Raw genomic sequence first — 20391 nt, 5'->3', positions numbered from 1 at the left:
GAGAACATACCGATGAACAAAAAATGGGTAGAATTATTTGAAAAAGTAATCGGTCGCAAACCTACTCCTGAAGAATTCATTGCCGGAAGAGATTCCGGCTTTGATTTTAAGGCAATCAAATCAATTGCCGGAGTAGCTATCGACCAAGTGGCAACAGAAGTGCCAGGACTAGGAGAGCAGGAGGCGGTAGAAGCAGTTGTAAATCCACTCCAACAGGCCTGGGAAGAGCGTTTCTTCGCCCTCTATGGACGTGCGCCACTTCCAGAAGAGATTGAATCTGCACGTAGCCAGAACTTTGAAATTGTGGAAGGACCTGCTCCAACGATTCACTTGGATGAGACCAATCAAACAACACAGGTCTTCGCACCAGTGGAGAGCCCTTCAGAGGCCCCAGAAAGCCTGCCCCAGCCAGTTGAAGCCCTAGCGCCAGCAGAAGCGCCAGAGCAAGAAGAAGCTGTCAAGAAAGGCAAGAAAGGCAAGAAAAAGAAAGAAAAGAAAGTCAAAAAAGAGAAAAAGGGCAAGAAAAAGAAGGTCTTCTTCTTCAGTATTTTGGCTTTGTTGGTCTTGGTCTTGTCTGGACTAGGCTATTACTTCTCAACAACTACGGGCCCACAGGTGACAGTAGACAAATTGGTTACAGCCATTGAACAAAAGGATTACCGGGAAGTGGCTAGCATCCTATCAAATGACAAGGATAAGTGGACCAAGGAAGAAGCTCAAGGTTTACTTGACTACATGACGGCTCAGAAGATCGATGTCATTTACGAATTAGATCATATCGCCCAGTCTTCAAAAACAGGGATCGTCAAGGACAAAAAACAGAATCTGCTGATTGGGATTGAGAAGGCGGATAAGAAATTCGGTATCTTCCAAGAATACCGCATCGCCACCTATCCACTTGAAGTCACAGCAACTACGAATCTAGATGATGCCAAGCTTAAGACCAGCGAAAAAGATTCGACAGTGCTCAAGAAGAACCAAACAACCAAACTTGGAAAGGTTCACTTTGCACCACGAGACATGCAACTAGACGGTAAGACCGAAGTTGGAAAAATCTCTAGTGAGGTCAAGCTAGATCCAGCTCAAGCTTCTAAGAATAAGCTGGACTTGACCTTCAATTCTGAGAAACGACTTCTGGAAGTTGAATTCCCAGAGGAAGTCAGCAATCCAACGGATATCAAGGTAGCCGTGAATGGCAAGGAAGTCGGCACAAGTACCTTATTTGAAGTCGACGTCGTAGCCCATCAAGAAATCGAGGTCCATGCAGTCTTTAGTCTCAACAATGAGAGCTATACAACTGAAAAGACCAAGGTTACGATTGGTGAAACTCCTGATGACGATGAAGTCATCACCTTGAAGCTTTCTAAGGATGTGGCTAAACGGTTGAAAGATGCAGAAACAGCTCGTAAAGCCAAGGAAGAAGAAGCCAAGAAGGCAGAAGAGAAGAAAACTGCTATCACCTCCTTCCTCCAAGACTACCGGACAGAAATCTTCTCATCTGTCTCAAGTAGATCCAACACTTATTCCAAGTACTATGACACTTCAAGTGACGCCTACAAGGAAATGGTGGAGTGGACAACAGGTGGAGGCGTCAAGAAGGCTGAAATCGACTACTATACACCAGGTGTTTTCAACGTTCTCAGCGTTACCGAAGAGAACGGAATGATTATCGTGAAAACCCATGAAGAATATACTGTACACTATGTGACCAGCCGAAAAGATAGCCAGAGTAGCAAGGACAAGACCTATACTCTAAAACCAGTAGGGGATACCTACGTGATTACGGCTATCGAGGTCACGGCTGGTAATTAGGAGGTTTATGATGAAATTAAGCATGACAAAATGGACGCTTGCAGGCCTTGTTCTTTTGAGCCTGGGCGCTTGTGGCCAACAAAAGGAATCAAAGAGATCGACGCCAAAAGAGCCTGCTTCCAGTAAGCAAGTCGCTCAGTCGTCAGCCAGCAAAGAAACCAGTGCTTCTGAAGCAACTTCGTCTGATGATAGCAAAAAGTCAACGAAGAAGGCTGGTGAAGTCACAGTAGATAAAGGTGTTTCCTTCAATGGTTCTTATTACAGTGTCCAAGGGAAGTCTGGAGATATCGTCATCGCCAACAAGCACTATCCCTTAGCTGCAGACTACAATCCAGGTGAGGATCCAACAGCTGTTGCGGCCTTGCACGAGTTGATTGCAGCCATGCAGGAAGAAGGCTATGCTATCAGCGATCAATACAGTGGTTTCCGCAGTTATGAGACCCAGGTTGATCTCTACCAAAGCTATGTCAATCAAGACGGAGCAGCTGCAGCAGATCGCTACTCAGCTCGTCCTGGCTATAGTGAGCACCAGACAGGTCTAGCATTTGACCTCATCGATACTAGTGGCAATCTGGTCCAAGAAGCAGGCGCAAGCAAATGGTTGCTTAAGAATGCTGCCAAGTATGGCTTTATCGTCCGCTATCAAGAAGGAAAAGAAGCGAGCACAGGCTACATGCCTGAAAGCTGGCACCTTCGCTATATCGGAGAAGATGCAAAAGACGTCGCAGCTTCAGGAAAAAGCCTAGAAGAATACTTCAACTTTACCGGTGGCGACTACGAATAATAAGAAAACCGCTCTTTCAGGAAGCTTGAAGGAGCGGTATTTTTGTGCGGAGAAGAACAAGAAAAAACCACTGCCAAGTGGAAGTGGTTTTGATTGGTTTCTTATTTGAGACCGTATTTTTTGTTGAAACGATCCACACGTCCATCTGCTTGAGTGAACTTTTGACGTCCAGTGTAGAATGGGTGTGAGTCTGATGAAATTTCAACACGGATCAATGGGTAAGTTTCACCTTCGAATTCAACAGTCTCGTTAGAGTACTTAGTTGAACCACTAAGGAACTTATAACCAGTAGTAGTGTCCATGAAGACAACAGGGCGATATTCTGGATGGATATCTTTTTTCATTTTGCAATAATTCCTTTCTGCCATGGTCTCTTTCCGAGCCATAGATTGTTACTAAGCTAGTGTATCAAAAACAAAAGAGTTTGGCAAGGATTTTTACCAAATTTTTCGCATTTTATAAAGAAAAAAAGTGGGAGAAGCTCATCCTGTTAGGTAAGCTTTTCCCACTTTGTCTAACAGTCCTAGAAAGGAATAGTTAGCCATGCAAGATCAATAGAAATCATTTTATTCTTGACCAGGTTCAGTAGTTGACTGTTCTGGTTGTTGAGGTTGCTGTTGCTCTTGTGGTTGCCAAGCTTGTTGAGGTGCTTGTTGGAAGCCTTGTTGAGGCTGTTGAGGCGCTTGTTGGAAACCTTGTTGAGGTGCTTGTTGGAATCCTTGCTGAGGCTGTTGAGGCGCTTGTTGGAACCCTTGTCCTGGAGCAGGTTGACCAAAGCCTTGTTGCGGTTGTTGCCATTGTTGTTGATTAGGTTGACCAAATCCTTGTTGAGGTGCTTGTTGGAACCCTTGTCCTGGAGCAGGCTGACCAAATCCTTGTTGCGGTTGTTGGAATCCTTGTCCTGGGGCAGGCTGACCAAACCCTTGTTGAGGTGCTTGTTGGAATCCTTGTCCTGGAGCAGGTTGACCAAATCCTTGTTGAGGCGCTTGTTGGAATCCTTGTCCTGGGGCAGGCTGACCAAACCCTTGTTGCGGTTGTTGCCATTGTTGTTGTCCAGGTTGACCTGGTTGTTGTGGTGATTGGACAGATGATGCAACAGACTGTGCAAATCCTCTACTTGTTGATGCAAGTTCTTGGAATGTCCCTTTAGTGATTTTACCACCAGACATAGCAAGGAGTCCTGTGACCACAATAGCAATACTTGCAATTACAGCAATAATCAAACCAAAACCAATAGAAAAGCCATCACCGAATTGAGATGAAGCACCAAAGACTCTAAACATAGTGATAATCGTAATTAAGCTTTCAAGAATACCGATAGCAATGACACCAATGGAAAAATTCTTGTTCATTGGTGGAGCAATGTTTGGAAGACAAGCTAGAACGATAGCACCAATAGCTAGGACAACGATGACCCATCCAAATTCACCTTGAATTCCACTGAAAGAATAACTTCCGAAGGATCCACCATTTAATGTACTCCATGGCAAAAAGGTAGAAATGGCAGTAAGAGCTGCTGCGACGATGATAAAAATACGATGTTTATGCATAAAACGTCTCCTTTTTTTGTGATTATTATAGCATAAATAAGCTCAAACTGGAATGGAAATGTAAGAAATCGTTCACATTTTTCTAAATGTTATTAAAATTCATTCGTTTTTGTGAAAATGAAAAAAGGTCCATCGTCTCCACTAGAAACGACTGACCTGATTGCTTGATTTTCACTATCTATTTGGCCTTGGCAACTTCCTGTAGTTCTCGATAGATTTGCTCGTTTTCTTCTAAGGAATAAGAATTGGCTCCACTAGCGAGGGGGTGGCCTCCACCATCGTGGCGTTTGGCAATCTCGTTGATCACTAGAGCCTTACTTCTCATACGGACGCGGTAGTGACCATCAGCTTGCTCGACAAAGATAGCCCACACGCTAACGTCTTCAATCCGACCAGGTGCTGAGACGATTGCAGCAGTCTCGGCATCTGTGATTTGGTAGTGTTTGAGAAGCTCTTGAGTAAGGGTTACGCGACTAGCTCCATTTTCATCGATTTCGAGATGATCATAGACATAGCCTTGAAGCTTGGCAATCTTAGAGCTCATGCTGTCCATCTGACGAGAAAGACCTGCAAAGTCAAAGTCAAAACTACGAAGGTGGGCAACCATCTCGAAAGTCCGGCTAGTCGTCGAAGGGTAGAGGAAGCGTCCAGTGTCTCCGACAATACCAGCATAGAGGAGACGGGCTGCTTCTGGACTGATCTCAAGCTCTTGTTCAAGAGCAAAGAGGGTGATGAGCTCGCTCGTAGAGCTTGAATCTGTGTCTACCCAGAGGAGATCTCCGTAGGCATCGTCGTTTGGATGGTGGTCGATCTTGATTAGAAAATTGCCACTTGTGTAGCGTTTGTCATCGATGCGAGGGGTGTTGGCAGTATCGCAGACAATGACCAAGGCACCCGCATAGTCCTCATCTGTGACAGTATCCATGCTAGCCATCCAAGCAAGTGTCGGCTCGTTATATCCAGTGGCTAGGACTCTTTTGCCTGGGAAGTTGGTCTGGATGATTTCTTTCAGACCGACCTGGCTTCCAATTGCGTCAGGATCCGGATTCATATGGCGGTGAAGGATAATGGTATCGTAGTGGTTGATTTTTTCTAAAATGTCCTGTGTAATCTGCATATAGTACCTCATTTAGTTCTCATTCAATTTTAGCATAAGGCGGGCATTTGGAAAAGAAAAAGATTGTTTGGCTCTCTGGTAGAGAATTTCCGAACAATGCCAGGTACCCAGAACTTCCCCATGCAAAATGCGCGCGAAAGTGGTATAATGTCATAAGATTATTATTTGGAGGGAATTATGACATTAGCAAAGATTGTTTTTGCAAGTATGACAGGAAATACAGAAGAGATTGCTGATATCGTAGCAGATAAGTTTCGTGATCTTGGTGTCGAGGTAGAAGTTGACGAATGTACAACAGTAGACGCAGAGGACTTTCTTGAAGCTGATATTGCAGTCGTAGCGACCTATACCTACGGTGATGGTGAGCTTCCTGATGAAATCGTAGACTTTTATGAAGACTTAGCTGGTCTTGACTTGAATGGTAAGATCTACGGTGTTGTTGGATCCGGTGATACCTTCTACGACGAGTTCTGTAAGGCAGTCGATGACTTTGATCGTGTCTTTGCAGCGACTGGTGCGGTTAAAGGTTCTGAGTGCGTCAAGGTAGACTTGTCAGCTGAAGATGAAGATATTGAAAAATTAGAAGCTTTTGCAGAAGAAGTCGTAGCAAAAGTGGGCTAATCCATAGCTAAGAAAGGTGTTTGCATGTCGCAGGCACTTTTTTTATGGATGAAAACCTTCAATAGCTGGATAGGGCTAGTAAGATTGCCCGATTTTTGATAAAATGGGTAGCAAAAAGTGAGGAGGCCAGTGTATGGAACTAGAGAAGATTCGCCAAGAGATTGATAGCATTGATAAAGAATTGGTCCGTCTATTAGAACGTCGGATGCACTGTGTGGAAGATGTCATTCGCTACAAAGAAACCCATCAAAATCCTGTCTTGGACCGGGCTAGAGAAGATGAGGTCTTAGCCAATGTAGCCAGCTTGGTCCAGGAAAAACGCTATGAAGAAACCATCCTTGCCACTTATCGGGATTTGATGAAGCGCTCCAGAGGCTACCAGGCCGATCAGTTAGATGCGGACTAGGGTGCTGAGATGACGATGATTAAAAGAACCTTAGTGTATACCCTAGATGCCCTCATAATCGGGGCAATCGTTGGGGTGATTGATACCCTCTTTGGGCGTGTCTTGATCGGGATTGGAGAAGTTCGTACAGATTATCTCCTCTATCTCTTGCCCTTTCTGGCTCTAGCAGGTATCTTGATCACCTATCTCAATCGCACCTATGGGGGTAAGAGTCAAAAAGGGATGGAGCTCCTCTTTGAAGTGGGTGAGGGAAGGGAGAAAGACATTCCTAAGCGCTTGATCCCTTTGACTATTCTTTCTACCTGGATGACGCATCTCTTTGGTGGATCCGCTGGTCGAGAAGGAGTGGCGGTCCAGCTCGGTGGGACAGTGGCCCATGCTCTACGAAGAGAGGGACTTGGCCCAGGCGCTTCACGGATCTATTTGGTCACTGGGATGGCAGCTGGCTTCGGTGGCCTTTTTCAGACGCCTCTAGCCGCTATCTTCTTTTCTATGGAGGTCCTAGTGGTTGGGAGACTGGAGTGGCGGGCTCTCTATCCTGCGACCATTGCAGCCTTTGTCGCTAGTTGGACATCTCACACCTTGGGGCTAGAGAAGTTCACCCAGGTCATTTCAGACAAGCTTTCCTTATCGCCTCACGTATTCTTGCAGTTGCTGGTCTTAGGAGTCATCTTTGGTCTGACAGGTAAGCTCTTTGCCTATCTTTTGAGGCAGTTAAAAACTAGCTTTGCCAAGACCTTTGCCAATCCCTATGTGCGGATCGGAGTGGTCGGTCTCGGTCTGAGTATTCTCTTGTATCTGATTGGGACAGGTCGTTATACAGGACTGGGGACCAATCTAATCTCCCAAAGTTTTGCGGGAGCTGATGGCAAGAGCTTGATCACTGGAGCAGACTGGATCCTCAAGCTCCTCTTTACGGTAACAACCATAGCGGCAGGCTATAAGGGAGGAGAAGTGACCCCGCTCTTTTCTATTGGGGCAAGTCTAGGTGTCTGGCTAGCTCCTTTCCTTGGACTGCCGGTTTATCTAGTAGCTGCCTTGGGCTATGCTGCAGTCTTTGCAGGGGCTACCTCGACGACTATTGGCCCCATCTTGATTGGATGTGAGGTCTTTGGTTTCCAGCATTGGCCAGCCTTTCTCTTGGTTTGTCTGGTCGCTACGCGTCTCTTTCCAGCCTTGTCTATCTATGGTGGGCAAAAAGTTGCGAAAAAGTTGCAATAATCCTTTACAAACGGACATTCTTTTGGTATTATAAACTTTGTGCGTAATGGAAGCACAAAAATACAGTTTATCCGCTGGGGGAGTAGCCCTCAAGATTGACGAAGATAGGAGAATAAAATGAATCCATTAATCCAAAGCTTGACTGAAGGTCAACTTCGTACTGATATCCCTGCATTCCGTCCTGGTGACACTGTTCGTGTACACGCGAAAGTTGTCGAAGGATCTCGTGAACGTATCCAGATCTTTGAAGGCGTTGTTATCGCTCGTAAAGGTCAAGGACACACTGAAATGTACACTGTTCGTAAAATCTCTAACGGTGTCGGTGTTGAACGTACATTCCCAGTACACACTCCACGTGTAGAAAAGATTGAAGTTGTACGTTACGGTAAAGTACGTCGTGCGAAATTGTACTACCTTCGTGCATTGCAAGGTAAAGCAGCTCGTATTAAAGAAATCCGTCGTTAAGACGAACAAGGAGGCGGGAGTAATCTCGCTTCTTTTTTTATAGGTCCCCTTAGTTCAATGGATATAACAACTCCCTCCTAAGGAGTAGTTGCTGGTTCGATTCCTGCAGGGGACAGAAATAGAAAAGAAAACACTGAAGATTCAGTGTTTTTTTGTTGGTTTATGGAAGGATGGATCTTTGGGAAGTGCTTGTATGGTATAATAGTGGAAAATGAGAACAATCAATTTTACTTACTGAGCAAATGTGGATTGCCTTGAGAGGAAAACTTTCAGACGATAATGTGTCACAGTTGAAATAGTTTGTAGAGCCTTATATCAGATGGGAATGTGGTAGATAGACCGAAAGGAGTAGGCCATGGGAAAAATGAATCAGTCAGCCAAGACGCGAACACCAAAGAAAGGCTCCATTGGAGCCTTAGTTGTGGGGAAATATCTCTCTGATTTTCTTGTGTACGGATCGACCATCTTCTGGATTTTCTTTCTGGTGCCAGGGTTCTTCTTGCTGAGTTTTGTCTTCTTGTTTTTCACTGGTGAGTCCAATGCTAAAGGCTCAGACTTTCCAATTTTTCTCTACTATATCTTTATCATCCTCTTTTTCGCCCTGATCCTGGGCTTGCTTTGGCTAGGATTCAAGTATCTGAAAGGGTTTGATAGCTACCTAAGAAGTATCTTGATAAAAGATGTCAGTAATCAAGAGCTGCTGGCCAAGTTGGAGATAGCAGATGAGGGTGAGCGGCTCAGAGCCTTGACTCAATGCTTAATCCATGAAAGCTACCAGCCTCAAGTACGAGTAGGGAGTGTCGATGTAAGGGAAGAAAAAAGCTGGGTCGTAAAGAAACAGTATCGAATGGAGGTTGTCACAGACTGGGGACCTTTTAAGAAAATCCCGCTCCAAGTTGTCCAAGTGGAGAAGGTGGAAAAAGCGATCCATCAGGACGATACCTTTGCAGAAATCAACCAACCAAAATGGGAAGACTAAAAAGCGTGAAATCACGCTTTTTTGTTTTAAGTATGAAGGACTGGGGGGATTTGGAGCTAGTAATAAATTAGTAAAATATTCCAGACAATTGCATATAATGGTTTGATTTTTTAGGAAAGAAGGGGTAAAATTGTATTAATATAATAATCGATAGGAGGTTTGATTATGAATGGTTTAGTTTTGGGGTTAGATATAGGTATTGCTTCAGTTGGTGTAGGTATTCTAAAGAAAGATACTGGTGAAATTATTCATGCAAATTCTCGTCTTTTCCCAGCTGCAACAGCTGACAATAATGTTGAGAGAAGGACTAGTAGACAGGCTAGACGATTAAATCGTCGGAAAAAACATCGTAGTGTTCGTCTTCATGATTTATTTGAAGACTTTGGTTTGTTAACTGATTTCTCTAAGGTGTCAATTAATCTAAATCCTTATCAACTTCGTGTACAAGGGTTGGATGATCAATTAACTAATGAAGAGTTGTTTATCGTTTTAAAGAATATTGTTAAGAGACGTGGTATTAGCTATTTGGATGATGCTTCTGAGGATGGCGGTACAGTATCGTCTGATTATGGTAAAGCAGTTGAAGAAAATAGAAAATTACTTGCTGAACAAACACCTGGTCAAATTCAACTAGATCGTTTCGAAAAATATGGTCAGCTTAGAGGGGATTTCACTGTAGTAGAAAATGGTGAAAAACGCCGATTGATCAATGTTTTTTCAACATTTGCTTATAGAAAAGAAGCAGAAAGAATTCTTAGAAAACAGCAAGAATTCAATAATAAGATTACAGATGAGTTTATAGAAGACTATTTAACAATACTAACGGGAAAAAGAAAATACTACCATGGTCCAGGGAATGAAAAATCACGGACCGATTATGGACGTTTTAAAACGGATGGAACTACCCTAGATAATATTTTTGGTATTTTAATTGGTAAATGTACATTTTATCCTGATGAATATCGTGCTTCAAAAGCTTCCTATACTGCTCAAGAGTTTAACTTACTAAATGATTTAAATAATTTAACAGTTCCAACAGAAACCAAGAAATTGAGTGAGGAACAAAAGAAGATAATTGTCGAGTATGCGAAAACAGCTAAAACATTAGGAGCTTCAACACTATTGAAGTACATTTCTAAATTGATTGGTGCTTCAGTTGATCAAATACATGGATACCGCATTGATCCTGATAAAAAACCTGAGATGCATACTTTTGAAGTCTATCGAAAAATGCAATCATTAGAAACAATCAGAGCGGAAGAGTTACCAAGAAATGTTATAGATGAGCTTGCTCATATTCTAACTTTAAATACAGAGCGAGAAGGTATAGAAGAAGCAATTAACGCGAAGTTAAAAGATACATTTAGTCAGGATCAAATACTTGAATTGGTTCAATTTAGAAAAAATAATAGCAGTCTTTTTAGTAAGGGATGGCATAATTTTTCTCTAAAACTCATGATGGAGTTGATCCCAGAATTGTATGAAACTTCGGAAGAGCAAATGACAATTCTTACTCGATTAGGCAAACAAAAATCTAAAGATACATCAAAACGAACCAAGTATATTGATGAAAAAGAAATAACTGAAGAAATCTATAATCCTGTGGTAGCAAAATCCGTCAGACAAGCTATAAAGATTATCAATGAAGCAACTAAAAATTATGGTATCTTTGATAATATCGTTATTGAAATGGCACGTGAAAATAATGAAGAAGATGCAAAGAAAGAGTATATCAAGCGTCAAAAAGCAAATCTAGACGAGAAAAATGCTGCCATAGAAAAAGCTGCTTTCCAATACAATGGGAAAAAAGAATTACCGGATAACATTTTTCATGGACATAAAGAATTAGCAACTAAGATTCGTTTATGGCACCAACAGGGTGAAAAGTGTCTTTACACTGGGAAGAATATTCCAATTTCAGATTTGATTCAAAATCAGTACAAGTATGAAATTGATCATATTTTACCTTTGTCTCTTTCTTTTGATGATAGTTTATCCAATAAAGTATTGGTACTTGCTACAGCGAACCAAGAAAAGGGACAACGTACACCTTTTCAAGCTTTAGATAGCATGGATGATGCCTGGTCTTACCGTGAGTTTAAATCATATGTAAAAGATTCTAAATTATTAGGTAATAAAAAGAAAGATTATCTATTAACGGAAGAAGACACTAGTAAAATTGAGGTGAAACAGAAGTTTATTGAACGAAATTTAGTAGATACTCGGTATTCTTCTCGTGTTGTTTTAAATGCTCTACAAGATTTTTATAAGGAGCATCAATTTGATACAACTATTTCAGTGGTACGTGGGCAATTTACTTCGCAACTCAGAAGAAAATGGGGACTTGAAAAATCTCGTGAGACCTATCACCATCATGCTGTAGATGCTTTGATCATTGCTGCATCTAGTCAATTAAGATTATGGAAAAAACAAAATAACCATTTGATCTCTTATAAAAACGGGCAATTCGTGGATCAAGAAACTGGTGAAATTATTTCATTGAGTGACGATGAATACAAAGAGTTAGTGTTCAAAGCACCATATGATCATTTTGTTGATACATTGAAATCTAAGAAATTTGAAGATAGCATTCTTTTTTCTTATCAAGTAGATTCAAAATTTAACCGTAAAATTTCAGATGCAACAATTTACGCAACAAGAAAAGCGAAATTAGATAAGGATAAATCTGAAGAAACTTATGTTCTAGGTAAGATTAAAGATATTTATAGTCAAGCGGGATATGATGCATTCATTAAAATTTACAATAAAGATAAAAGTAGATTCTTAATGTATCACAAAGATCCACAAACATTTGAGAAGGTAATTGAAGAGATTTTAAGAACCTATCCTTCTAAAGAATTGAACGATAAGAATAAAGAAGTTCCTTGCAATCCTTTTGAGAAATATAGACAAGAAAATGGACCAATCAGAAAGTATAGCAGAAAAGGTAATGGTCCAGAAATTAAAGGCCTGAAATATTATGATAAAAATATTCCAGAATCATTTATTAACATAACGCCTTCTAATAGTAAAAATAAAGTAATCTTACGTCAATTAAATCCTTGGAGAACAGATGTATATTTTAATCATCAGACAGAGAAGTATGAGTTACTGGGTTTAAAATATGCAGATTTACAATTTGAAAAGAAGACTGGGAATTATTCTATAACTATTGATAAGTATAATGAAATTAAAGAAAAAGAAGGTGTCGACAAGGGATCAGAATTCAAATTTACATTATATAAAAATGACTTGTTTTTGATTAAGGATACCAAAAATAATGAGGAACAAATTTTTAGGTTTTTATCGAGAACATTGCCTAATAAAAAAAACTATGTAGAATTGAAGCCTTATGATAAAGCTAAATTTGATGGAAATCAAGAGTTGATGACAATTTTTGGAAATGTTGCTAAAGGGGGACAATGTTTGAAAGGAATAAACAAATCAGATATTTCCATTTTTAAAGTTAGAACAGATGTTCTAGGCAATAAACATTTCATCAAAAAAGAGGGTGAAGAACCAAAACTCAAATTTTAAAAAATATTTTAAAAAAAAGAGTTGCAAACGCTTTTACAATGTATTATAATATTAACTGTAAGGGACGCCTTACACAGTTACTTAAATCTTGCAGAAGCTACAAAGATAAGGCTTCATGCCGAATTCAACACCCTGTCATTTATGGCGGGGTGTTTTCGTTTTGTAAAGAGGATTAAAATAATGACTTGGAGAATTGTACATGTTTGTCAGAGTGAAAAAATGCAATTAAAGTTAGATAACCTTTTGATTAAGAAGATGGGCGAAGATTATATTATTCCCTTGAGTGATATTTCTATCATTGTTGCAGAAGGAGGAGAAACAGTTGTAACCCTAAGATTGTTAAGTGCCTTAAGTAAGTATAATATTGCTTTAATTGTCTGTGATAATGAGCATTTGCCAACAGGTATTTACCATTCACAAAATGGCCATTTTAGAGCCTATAAAAAATTACAGGAACAATTATTGTGGACGCAGGAGCAAAAGGATAAATTATGGCAAATAGTGACCTACTTCAAAATAAATAATCAGCAAGATGTTCTCTCGATGTTTGAGAAAAATATTGATTGTATTCAGCTATTGGCAGATTATAAAGATCATATTGAATTTGGAGATAAAACCAATCGCGAAGGACATGCTGCAAAAGTTTATTTTAATGAATTATTTGGAAAGAAATTCATTCGTCTTACCCAACAGGAAACTGATGTCATTAATGCTGGTCTAAATTATGGCTATGCGATTATGAGAGCGCAGATGTCGCATATTATTGCTGGGTATGGGCTAAATCCCTTGATCGGAATTTTTCATAAAAACGAATACAATCAATTTAATTTGGTAGACGATTTAATGGAACCTTTTAGGCAGATTATTGATGTTTGGGTTTACCAAAATCTACGGGATGAAGAATATTTGAAATATGAGTTTCGTTTAGCTTTAACAGATACGCTGAATGCAAAAATTCGTTATGGAAAAGAAACATGTTCTGTAACTGTCGCAATGGATAAATATGTTAAGGGGTTTTTAAAATGTATTTCGGATAAGGATACTAGTAAATTCTACTGTCCGATTGTTTCTAGTGTAGAATGGAGCTGAAGAAATGAGGTATGAAGCATTGAGGTTATTGTGTTTTTTTGATCTTCCTATGGATACGAATCAAGAAAAAAGAATCTATCGTAATTTTCGGAAAGATCTAATTGCTAATGGTTTTGAAATGTTGCAGTTTTCAGTTTATTATAGAACATGTCCAAATCGAAGTTTTGCTAGTAAATTCTATAAGAAATTAAGCCAAAGTAATTTACCTAGTGGCAATGTTCGTCTACTGGCGGTTACTGAGAAACAATTTTCTGAAATGGTTTTGATTATTGGTGGGAAAACAAAGCAAGAAGAAGTAGTCAGTGATAATAAGTTGGTAGTTATATGAAAATGAATATCAGTCATCCATACAAGGATAATATTACATTGAGTTTTGGACAATTTACTCAAGTTGTTGGCCAAGATCAACAATTAAAGTATTATATTTGGCAAATTCTGTTATGGTATTTTGGAGGAAAAAAATATAGTGAAGAAGACTTAGTCCTATTCGAACAAAATGAACCCAAAATCTTAATAGACGATACGGCGGTTTCCCGTTCGGAATTCAGAGTGATCCAACTATCGAATATCAATGATCTAATCGAGCAGATGGAGTATAAAAAAGGAACGATAGCTTATGATTATCTAAAGAAAAAGATTAATACAGTGGAGTTGATGGAGCAAATTGAAAATATCAATGATCATCTAGATAGGATTTCTTTGCTGTTGAATCAGAATTTGAATCTACAACTAGATGGTATTAACTATCATACAGAAGCGAAATATTTTAATGCAGACCAATTGATCCAAAAAAATTTTCTGCCCTATTTTGGACAGAACGATAAAAATATATCCTTTGAATTTGTTGACAATAAGACAAAGTTTTTATTATTCCTTTCGATGCTGCAAGTAGTGATTACGGATCAATCTGAAAAGGTATTACTTGTTCTCCGAAATATGGATGATTATTTATCTTATAAGGAATTTGTTGTGTGTTGTGAACAATTAGAGCGATTAACCATTCACTGTAACATGTTATACACTATTTCATTTCCTTCAAATGAAGGTTATCTTCATGTCACGAAAGAAGTATTAGAGGAGATTAATATTGTTTCAGATTACGTTGATCATTTTTATTCATTAGAATTTATGTACGAACGTTTTACTAATCAATATCCAATAAATCAAATACCTTGTAAACAAGAGTTTTTATCATCTTTAAGGAAAATTGGACCTTATTTATTTAGTTCGGACATTCTCCATATGAGCTTATCAATTGAGGATCAAGTAGCATTGAGAATATTAAATAATTTGTACCAGTATGAAATGAAAATAAAATTCCGTATTGAACCAGTTAACCCAATGTTATTGAAGTATTTAGAAGAATAGTATTGACGAGTTAAGTTTAAGACCTTATAATGGTTCTGAGCTACAAAAACCAAAATTGACGAATTTGAGGTTTTTGTACTCTCAAGATTTAAGTAACTGTACAACTGATCAGGTCACTGTCTTTTGGTGGGGTGGGTTTTTGTACTCTCAAGATTTAAGTAACTGTACAACAATATTGATAAATGTACTTGCTCCATGTGCGTTTTTGTACTCTCAAGATTTAAGTAACTGTACAACGCTCAGCACGGAAAGAACCTTGCTCGAGTCGTTTTTGTACTCTCAAGATTTAAGTAACTGTACAACTTTCTAGCTTTGATTTCTCATTCATCACAGGTTTTTGTACTCTCAAGATTTAAGTAACTGTACAACTGAATGCGAGGGAATGGAAGTTGAGGAGGTTGAGTGAGTTTTAGAGCTGTGTTGTTTCGGATGGTTCCAAAATTAATTTTTTGTATGAATATATCAGAATATTTTAAAAATGAAGGGGTTCTCTATGGAGAGTGATGTGTTTTTTGATTATTATTTAAAATCACTTAGGTTTTATTTTCGTGATAGGTGTGAGGGTATTGGATTTATAAAGTTTTTTAAAGATGAAAAGAATAGTTTTATTACCATAGAGGATTATGCTTTAGAAGCATTTGTAGTATTGTCAAATATTTTGAGTAAATATAGAATTGTGTTTTCTTGTGGAATTATTTATACTAAGGGGGTAGTTACTGGAGTAGAAGTGTGTATGAATGTATCAGAGCTAGAAAGATTAAATAAATTGTACAAGATATAGTTTTGAAAAATATTAAAAAAAACAAGGGAATTTGTTTACGTGGGATGTGTGGAGTGATAGTATTAATGTTTCCAAGTTCTAGAGCTATGTTGTTTTGAATGGTCCCAAATTGCCTTCAATAATTTGCAGTCACCAGCAGTCTCTATTCCCGTAGCCATTTATTGTTTTTTTAAGCTTTTATTGTTACAATATCCATATAGACAAAAAGACTGGGATTCCAGCCTTTTTAATTGTTTTAAAGAAAGGTTTTTTATGAAACGCAAATCGATTTTGTTTCTATTTTTATTCTTGCTCTCGATTGGTCTGGCCTATGAGACGCAGTCTATCACAGCTGGTTGGATGACAGGTAGCCAGTATGGAATCATTGGTATCTCTGTCCTCTTGCTCCTAGTTTATGCGATTCCTGCTGTTTGGACTCTGTTTCATTTTGCCAAGAAGTGGAAGTTGTCCTGGATTCCGGTTCTCTTTTCTCTTCTAGGTGGGGGCTTTATCGCAGGTTGGTTGTCTAGTTTTGCCAATACCTATTTCCATGAGATGATTCAAGCGGTAGCGCCTAATAGCGACTTTTGGAACCAGTATGAGAGTGCGATTGCAGGACCACTCTTTGAGGAACCCTTCAAGTTGATTCCGATCTTCTTTGTCCTCTACTTGTTCAATGTGCGTCGGATCAAATCCATCTTCCTTTTAGCGATTGCATCTGGTCTTGGTTTCCAGATTGTGGAGGACTTTGCCTATATCCGTCAAGACATGCCAGAAGGCTTCTCTTACGCAGTATCTGGTATCCTAGGTCGGATCATGAATGGGGTCGTATCACACTGGGTCTACACAGCCCTCTTTATGGTGGGTCTCTTCTTGATCGTCCAAGCGACAAAAGGTCGCAAGGAGTTGATGCTGACGGGTTGGTTCTATTTTGTATCTGGTTTTGGCCTTCACTTTGTCGGCAATTCACCATTTGGTCAAATCGAGACAGAACTCCCTCTTGCCATCCCGTTCTTGACAGCAGTAGGACTTTTCTTGATTTATCAAGCCTACCTTACTGTCCAAAGTCTGGACCAAGGAAATTAAGAATTGAAAAATCGTATGTTTCAAACATACGATTTTTTTGAATCTTATTTTCCAAGACAGAACTGGCTGAAGAGTTGGGTGATGAGCTCGTCTGGAGCAGCATCCCCTGTGATCTCTCCAAGGATTTCCCAAGTGCGGGTCAGATCGACTTGAAGTAGATCTACTGGCATGCCCATTGCTAGGCCTTCGTTGACTGCTTGGAGGCTTTCAACGGCTTTCTCAATGAGAGAGATGTGGCGGGCATTGGACAGGTATGTAGCATCTTGCTCGACCAGGCCAGCGTTTTCGAAGAAGAGAGCATTGATCCGGTCTTCGATCTGGTTGATATTTTGATTTTTAAGGACAGAAATTTTAATATGATCGGCAGGGATCTCGTCCAACTCGATTTGCTGCGGGAGATCGACCTTGTTGAGGAGGATGATGCGGTTGCTGTCTTGAGAGATTTCTAGCAACTGGCGATCCTGATCGGTTAAGGGTTCACTGGCATTGAGGACTAGAAGGACCAGGTCGGCTTCTTTAAGGGCTTTGCGAGAGCGCTCCACACCGATGCGTTCGACGATGTCCTCGGTCTCGCGGATCCCAGCCGTATCGACCAGCTTGAGGGGCACCCCGTTGATGTTAACGTATTCCTCGATGACGTCCCGGGTGGTCCCTTCGATATCGGTTACGATGGCTTTTTCCTCACGCAGGAGGTTGTTAAGAAGGCTAGACTTACCGACGTTTGGCCGGCCAATGATAGCAGTAGAGATCCCTTCGCGGAGGATCTTGCCTCGGCGAGCTGTCTTGAGGAGGTTGGTCAAGAGGGCTTCAAACTCAGTCGTCTTCTCACGGATGATCTCAGTCGTTGCTTCCTCGACATCGTCGTACTCAGGATAGTCGATGTTGACTTCGACCTGAGCCAGGGTATTGAGGATCTCTTGGCGCGTGTTGTTGATGAGATCAGAGAGGGATCCGTCCAACTGTTTGACAGCGATGTTCATAGCTTTGTCAGTCTTAGCTCGGATAATATCCATGACCGCCTCCGCCTGGGTCAAATCGACACGACCATTGAGGAAGGCCCGCTTGGTAAATTCACCGGGCTCAGCTAATCGAGCGCCTTCGCGGATTACCAATTGTAGGATTTCATTGGTCACAGCAATCCCACCGTGGGTATTGATCTCGATGATATCTTCGCGAGTGAAGGTCTTAGGAGAGCGCATGGCTCCGACCATAACTTCGTCGAGGATCTCATCCTTATCTGGATCCACGATATGGCCGTAGTTGAGGGTATGGCTAGCCACGCTGGTCAAGTCTTTACCCTTGAAGATCTTTTGTGCGATTTTAAAGCTGTCTGTCCCGCTCAAGCGGACGATTCCGATAGCCCCCTCACCGAGCGGAGTCGAGATCGCAGCGATAGTATCAAATTCTCTAGTAATCATGTATCTTCTCTTTTCCTGTGTATTCCCTTCTATTCTATCGTAAACTAGCAAGAGGGGCAAGATATTGCTTTTAGAAGGAGAAGTTGAAAAGGTTTTCAGTTAGGTAGTGAAATCTGTCGGCCAATATGCTATACTAAATATGAATAGAAATGGAGGTCTATGATGGTAAACCTAAAAGAACAGGTAGGGATTAAGGCGGCTGAGTTTGTTACTGACGGCATGATTGTCGGTCTTGGTACAGGGTCAACTGCTTATTATTTTGTAGCTGAATTGGGACGTCGCATCAAGGAAGAAGGATTGAAGATTACTGCTGTAACGACCTCAAGCGTGACCTATGAGCAGGCAGAAGGCTTGGGAATCCCTCTCAAAGCCATTGACGATGTAGAAGTGGTAGACTTGACCGTAGATGGTGCGGATGAAGTAGACCCTGCTTTGAACGGCATCAAAGGTGGGGGCGGTGCCCTCTTGATGGAGAAAATCGTTGCGACCAACTCAAAAGACTGCATCTGGATTGTCGATGAGTCCAAACAAGTGGAGACGCTTGGTGCCTTTAAACTGCCTGTAGAAGTCGTTCAATACGGGGCAGAGAATCTTTTCCGTCATTTTGAGAAGAAGGGCTATTCACCAGCTTATCGTGAAAAGGATGGCCAGCGCTTTGTGACCGACCAAGGCAACTTTATCATTGATTTGGATTTGAAAGTGATCCCAGATGCTGAGGTCTTGGCAGAAGAGTTGGACCGGACTGTCGGTGTTGTCGATCATGGTCTCTTCTTAGGAATGGTTTCAAAAGTCATCGTTGGGACACCAGAAGGTCCAAAAATCATTAGCAAATCACTTTAAAAAGGGCATTTTGTCCTTTTTTCTACGGATATGAAACTTATTTATAAAATTTTATATGAAAGCGTTACATTTTCAAAAATTTGTGTTATACTGTATTCAGTTTAAATTATAAAGGAGACATTCAAAATGCCAAAATTTAATCGTATGCATTTAGTTGTATTGGATTCAGTAGGGATCGGAGCAGCTCCAGATGCTAATAACTTTGTCAATGCTGGTGTACCTGATGGCGCATCTGACACACTTGGACACATCTCAAAAGTAGTTGGTTTGAATGTACCAAACATGGCAAAGCTAGGTCTTGGAAATATTCCGCGTGAACAACCCTTGAAGACTGTTCCAGCTGAGAGCAATCCAACTGGTTACGCAACGAAGTTAGAAGAAGTCTCTCTTGGAAAAGATACCATGACAGGTCACTGGGAAATCATGGGTCTTAATATTACAGAACCATTTGATACTTTCTGGAATGGATTCCCAGAAGAAATTATTACAAAGATTGAAGAATTCTCAGGTCGTAATGTCATCCGCGAAGCTAACAAACCATATTCTGGTACAGCGGTGATCGATGATTTCGGACCACGCCAAATGGAAACGGGCGAGTTGATCATCTATACATCAGCTGACCCAGTTCTTCAAATTGCAGCTCACGAAGACATTATTCCTTTGGATGAACTCTACCGTATCTGTGAATATGCTCGTTCTATTACGTTGGAACGTCCAGCCCTTCTTGGTCGTATCATTGCTCGTCCATACGTTGGTGAGCCAGGAAACTTCACTCGTACGGCCAACCGTCGTGACTTGGCTGTTTCACCATTTGCTCCAACTGTTTTGGACAAATTGAACGAAGCTGGTATCGATACTTACTCAGTTGGTAAGATCAGCGATATCTTCAACGGCGCTGGTATCAACCATGATATGGGCCACAACAAATCAAACAGCCACGGTATTGACAACTTGATCAAGGCTATGAAATCAGAAGACTTTAAACATGGCTTCTCGTTCACTAACTTGGTAGACTTCGATGCCCTTTATGGACACCGTCGTGATCCACACGGTTACCGTGATTGCTTGCATGAGTTTGACGAACGCTTGCCAGAAATCATCGCTGCTATGAAAGAAGATGATCTCTTGATGATCACGGCTGACCACGGAAATGACCCAACTTACGCTGGTACAGACCATACGCGTGAATACATCCCATTCTTGGCTTACAGCCCATCCTTCAAAGGAAGTGGCTTGCTCCCAGTTGGACACTTTGCAGATATCTCAGCGACAGTGGCGGACAACTTCGGTGTTGAGAAAGCCATGATCGGTGAAAGCTTCTTAGATAAATTGGTCTAA

General features: G+C 40.6%; 19 protein-coding genes, 1 tRNA gene and 1 CRISPR repeat array. Of the genes, 16 read left to right on the top strand and 4 right to left on the bottom strand.

The window, feature by feature from the left end; genetic code table 11:
- Positions 1-12: 12 nt before the first annotated feature.
- Entirely contained in the window at positions 13-1812 is a 1800-nt protein-coding gene (locus tag LXO72_RS03810; protein WP_233331574.1) for a TcaA second domain-containing protein, read from the top strand.
- A gap of 10 nt (positions 1813-1822) precedes the next feature.
- Complete coding sequence (gene ldcB, locus LXO72_RS03805; protein ID WP_233331573.1) at positions 1823-2596, top strand: LD-carboxypeptidase LdcB/DacB; 774 nt, start codon at positions 1823-1825, stop codon at positions 2594-2596.
- Between the two features lie 101 nt (positions 2597-2697).
- On the opposite strand, the gene LXO72_RS03800 is transcribed toward ldcB, so the two are convergent.
- The 3 genes from LXO72_RS03800 to LXO72_RS03790 all read right to left on the bottom strand — a co-directional run bounded on the left by LXO72_RS03800 (position 2698) and on the right by LXO72_RS03790 (position 5263).
- Positions 2698-2940 (bottom strand): type B 50S ribosomal protein L31, encoded by a 243-nt coding sequence (locus LXO72_RS03800; protein ID WP_023023047.1) that lies wholly within the window; start codon positions 2938-2940, stop codon positions 2698-2700.
- Between the two features lie 222 nt (positions 2941-3162).
- A complete protein-coding gene (locus tag LXO72_RS03795) occupies positions 3163-4146 on the bottom strand; it encodes a hypothetical protein (protein ID WP_233331572.1) in 984 nt (327 codons plus the stop codon).
- Between the two features lie 178 nt (positions 4147-4324).
- Positions 4325-5263 (bottom strand): DHH family phosphoesterase, encoded by a 939-nt coding sequence (locus LXO72_RS03790; protein ID WP_233331571.1) that lies wholly within the window; start codon positions 5261-5263, stop codon positions 4325-4327.
- 177 nt (positions 5264-5440) lie between these two features.
- Here LXO72_RS03790 and LXO72_RS03785 point away from each other — a divergent pair, with 177 nt between their 5' ends.
- The 12 genes from LXO72_RS03785 to LXO72_RS03730 all read left to right on the top strand — a co-directional run bounded on the left by LXO72_RS03785 (position 5441) and on the right by LXO72_RS03730 (position 16795).
- Positions 5441-5884 carry a flavodoxin gene (locus LXO72_RS03785; protein ID WP_023026746.1) on the top strand — a complete coding sequence of 148 codons (444 nt, stop codon included), beginning with the start codon at positions 5441-5443 and terminating at the stop codon, positions 5882-5884.
- Positions 5885-6017: 133 nt separating this feature from the next.
- Entirely contained in the window at positions 6018-6290 is a 273-nt protein-coding gene (locus LXO72_RS03780; RefSeq protein ID WP_061563897.1) for a chorismate mutase, read from the top strand.
- 9 nt (positions 6291-6299) lie between these two features.
- A complete protein-coding gene (locus LXO72_RS03775) occupies positions 6300-7511 on the top strand; it encodes a chloride channel protein (RefSeq protein ID WP_233331570.1) in 1212 nt (403 codons plus the stop codon).
- 117 nt (positions 7512-7628) lie between these two features.
- Complete coding sequence (rplS, locus tag LXO72_RS03770) at positions 7629-7976, top strand: 50S ribosomal protein L19 (protein WP_003003254.1); 348 nt, start codon at positions 7629-7631, stop codon at positions 7974-7976.
- A 43-nt stretch (positions 7977-8019) separates the two neighbouring features.
- Positions 8020-8091: transfer RNA gene (locus LXO72_RS03765), tRNA-Arg, on the top strand.
- Between the two features lie 240 nt (positions 8092-8331).
- Positions 8332-8955: a hypothetical protein gene (locus LXO72_RS03760; RefSeq protein ID WP_154858265.1), complete on the top strand. Its 624-nt coding sequence runs from the start codon at positions 8332-8334 to the stop codon at positions 8953-8955.
- Positions 8956-9120: 165 nt separating this feature from the next.
- The gene (gene cas9, locus LXO72_RS03755) at positions 9121-12492 is read left to right on the top strand and encodes a type II CRISPR RNA-guided endonuclease Cas9 (protein WP_233331569.1); all 3372 of its coding nucleotides are present in this window, start codon (positions 9121-9123) and stop codon (positions 12490-12492) included.
- Between the two features lie 180 nt (positions 12493-12672).
- Positions 12673-13581, top strand: a complete 909-nt coding sequence (gene cas1 / locus LXO72_RS03750) for a type II CRISPR-associated endonuclease Cas1 (RefSeq protein WP_233331568.1) — start codon at positions 12673-12675, stop codon at positions 13579-13581.
- A gap of 4 nt (positions 13582-13585) precedes the next feature.
- The gene (cas2, locus tag LXO72_RS03745) at positions 13586-13909 is read left to right on the top strand and encodes a CRISPR-associated endonuclease Cas2 (RefSeq protein WP_003016415.1); all 324 of its coding nucleotides are present in this window, start codon (positions 13586-13588) and stop codon (positions 13907-13909) included.
- Entirely contained in the window at positions 13906-14949 is a 1044-nt protein-coding gene (gene csn2-St / locus LXO72_RS03740) for a CRISPR-associated protein Csn2-St (protein WP_233331567.1), read from the top strand. The genes cas2 and csn2-St overlap by 4 nt, the downstream gene beginning before the upstream one ends.
- A 69-nt stretch (positions 14950-15018) precedes the next feature.
- Positions 15019-15318: direct repeats of the CRISPR family, unit length 36 nt; unit sequence GTTTTTGTACTCTCAAGATTTAAGTAACTGTACAAC.
- A gap of 124 nt (positions 15319-15442) precedes the next feature.
- Positions 15443-15730 carry a hypothetical protein gene (locus LXO72_RS03735; RefSeq protein ID WP_233331566.1) on the top strand — a complete coding sequence of 96 codons (288 nt, stop codon included), beginning with the start codon at positions 15443-15445 and terminating at the stop codon, positions 15728-15730.
- Between the two features lie 252 nt (positions 15731-15982).
- Entirely contained in the window at positions 15983-16795 is an 813-nt protein-coding gene (locus LXO72_RS03730; RefSeq protein WP_154858255.1) for a PrsW family glutamic-type intramembrane protease, read from the top strand.
- A 44-nt stretch (positions 16796-16839) separates the two neighbouring features.
- Here LXO72_RS03730 and mnmE read toward each other — a convergent pair whose 3' ends face one another.
- A complete protein-coding gene (gene mnmE, locus LXO72_RS03725; protein ID WP_154858253.1) occupies positions 16840-18213 on the bottom strand; it encodes a tRNA uridine-5-carboxymethylaminomethyl(34) synthesis GTPase MnmE in 1374 nt (457 codons plus the stop codon).
- A 162-nt stretch (positions 18214-18375) separates the two neighbouring features.
- On the opposite strand from mnmE, the gene rpiA reads away from it, so the two are divergent.
- Positions 18376-19053 carry a ribose-5-phosphate isomerase RpiA gene (rpiA, locus tag LXO72_RS03720; protein ID WP_233331565.1) on the top strand — a complete coding sequence of 226 codons (678 nt, stop codon included), beginning with the start codon at positions 18376-18378 and terminating at the stop codon, positions 19051-19053.
- 126 nt (positions 19054-19179) lie between these two features.
- The gene (locus LXO72_RS03715) at positions 19180-20391 is read left to right on the top strand and encodes a phosphopentomutase (protein WP_233331564.1); all 1212 of its coding nucleotides are present in this window, start codon (positions 19180-19182) and stop codon (positions 20389-20391) included.

It is taken from the genome of Streptococcus sp. XMC (genome assembly GCF_021341835.1).
Classification (GTDB): domain Bacteria; phylum Bacillota; class Bacilli; order Lactobacillales; family Streptococcaceae; genus Streptococcus.
The sequence above is the reverse complement of the archived record's forward strand: the minus strand, read 5'-3'. Positions and strand labels throughout refer to the sequence as shown.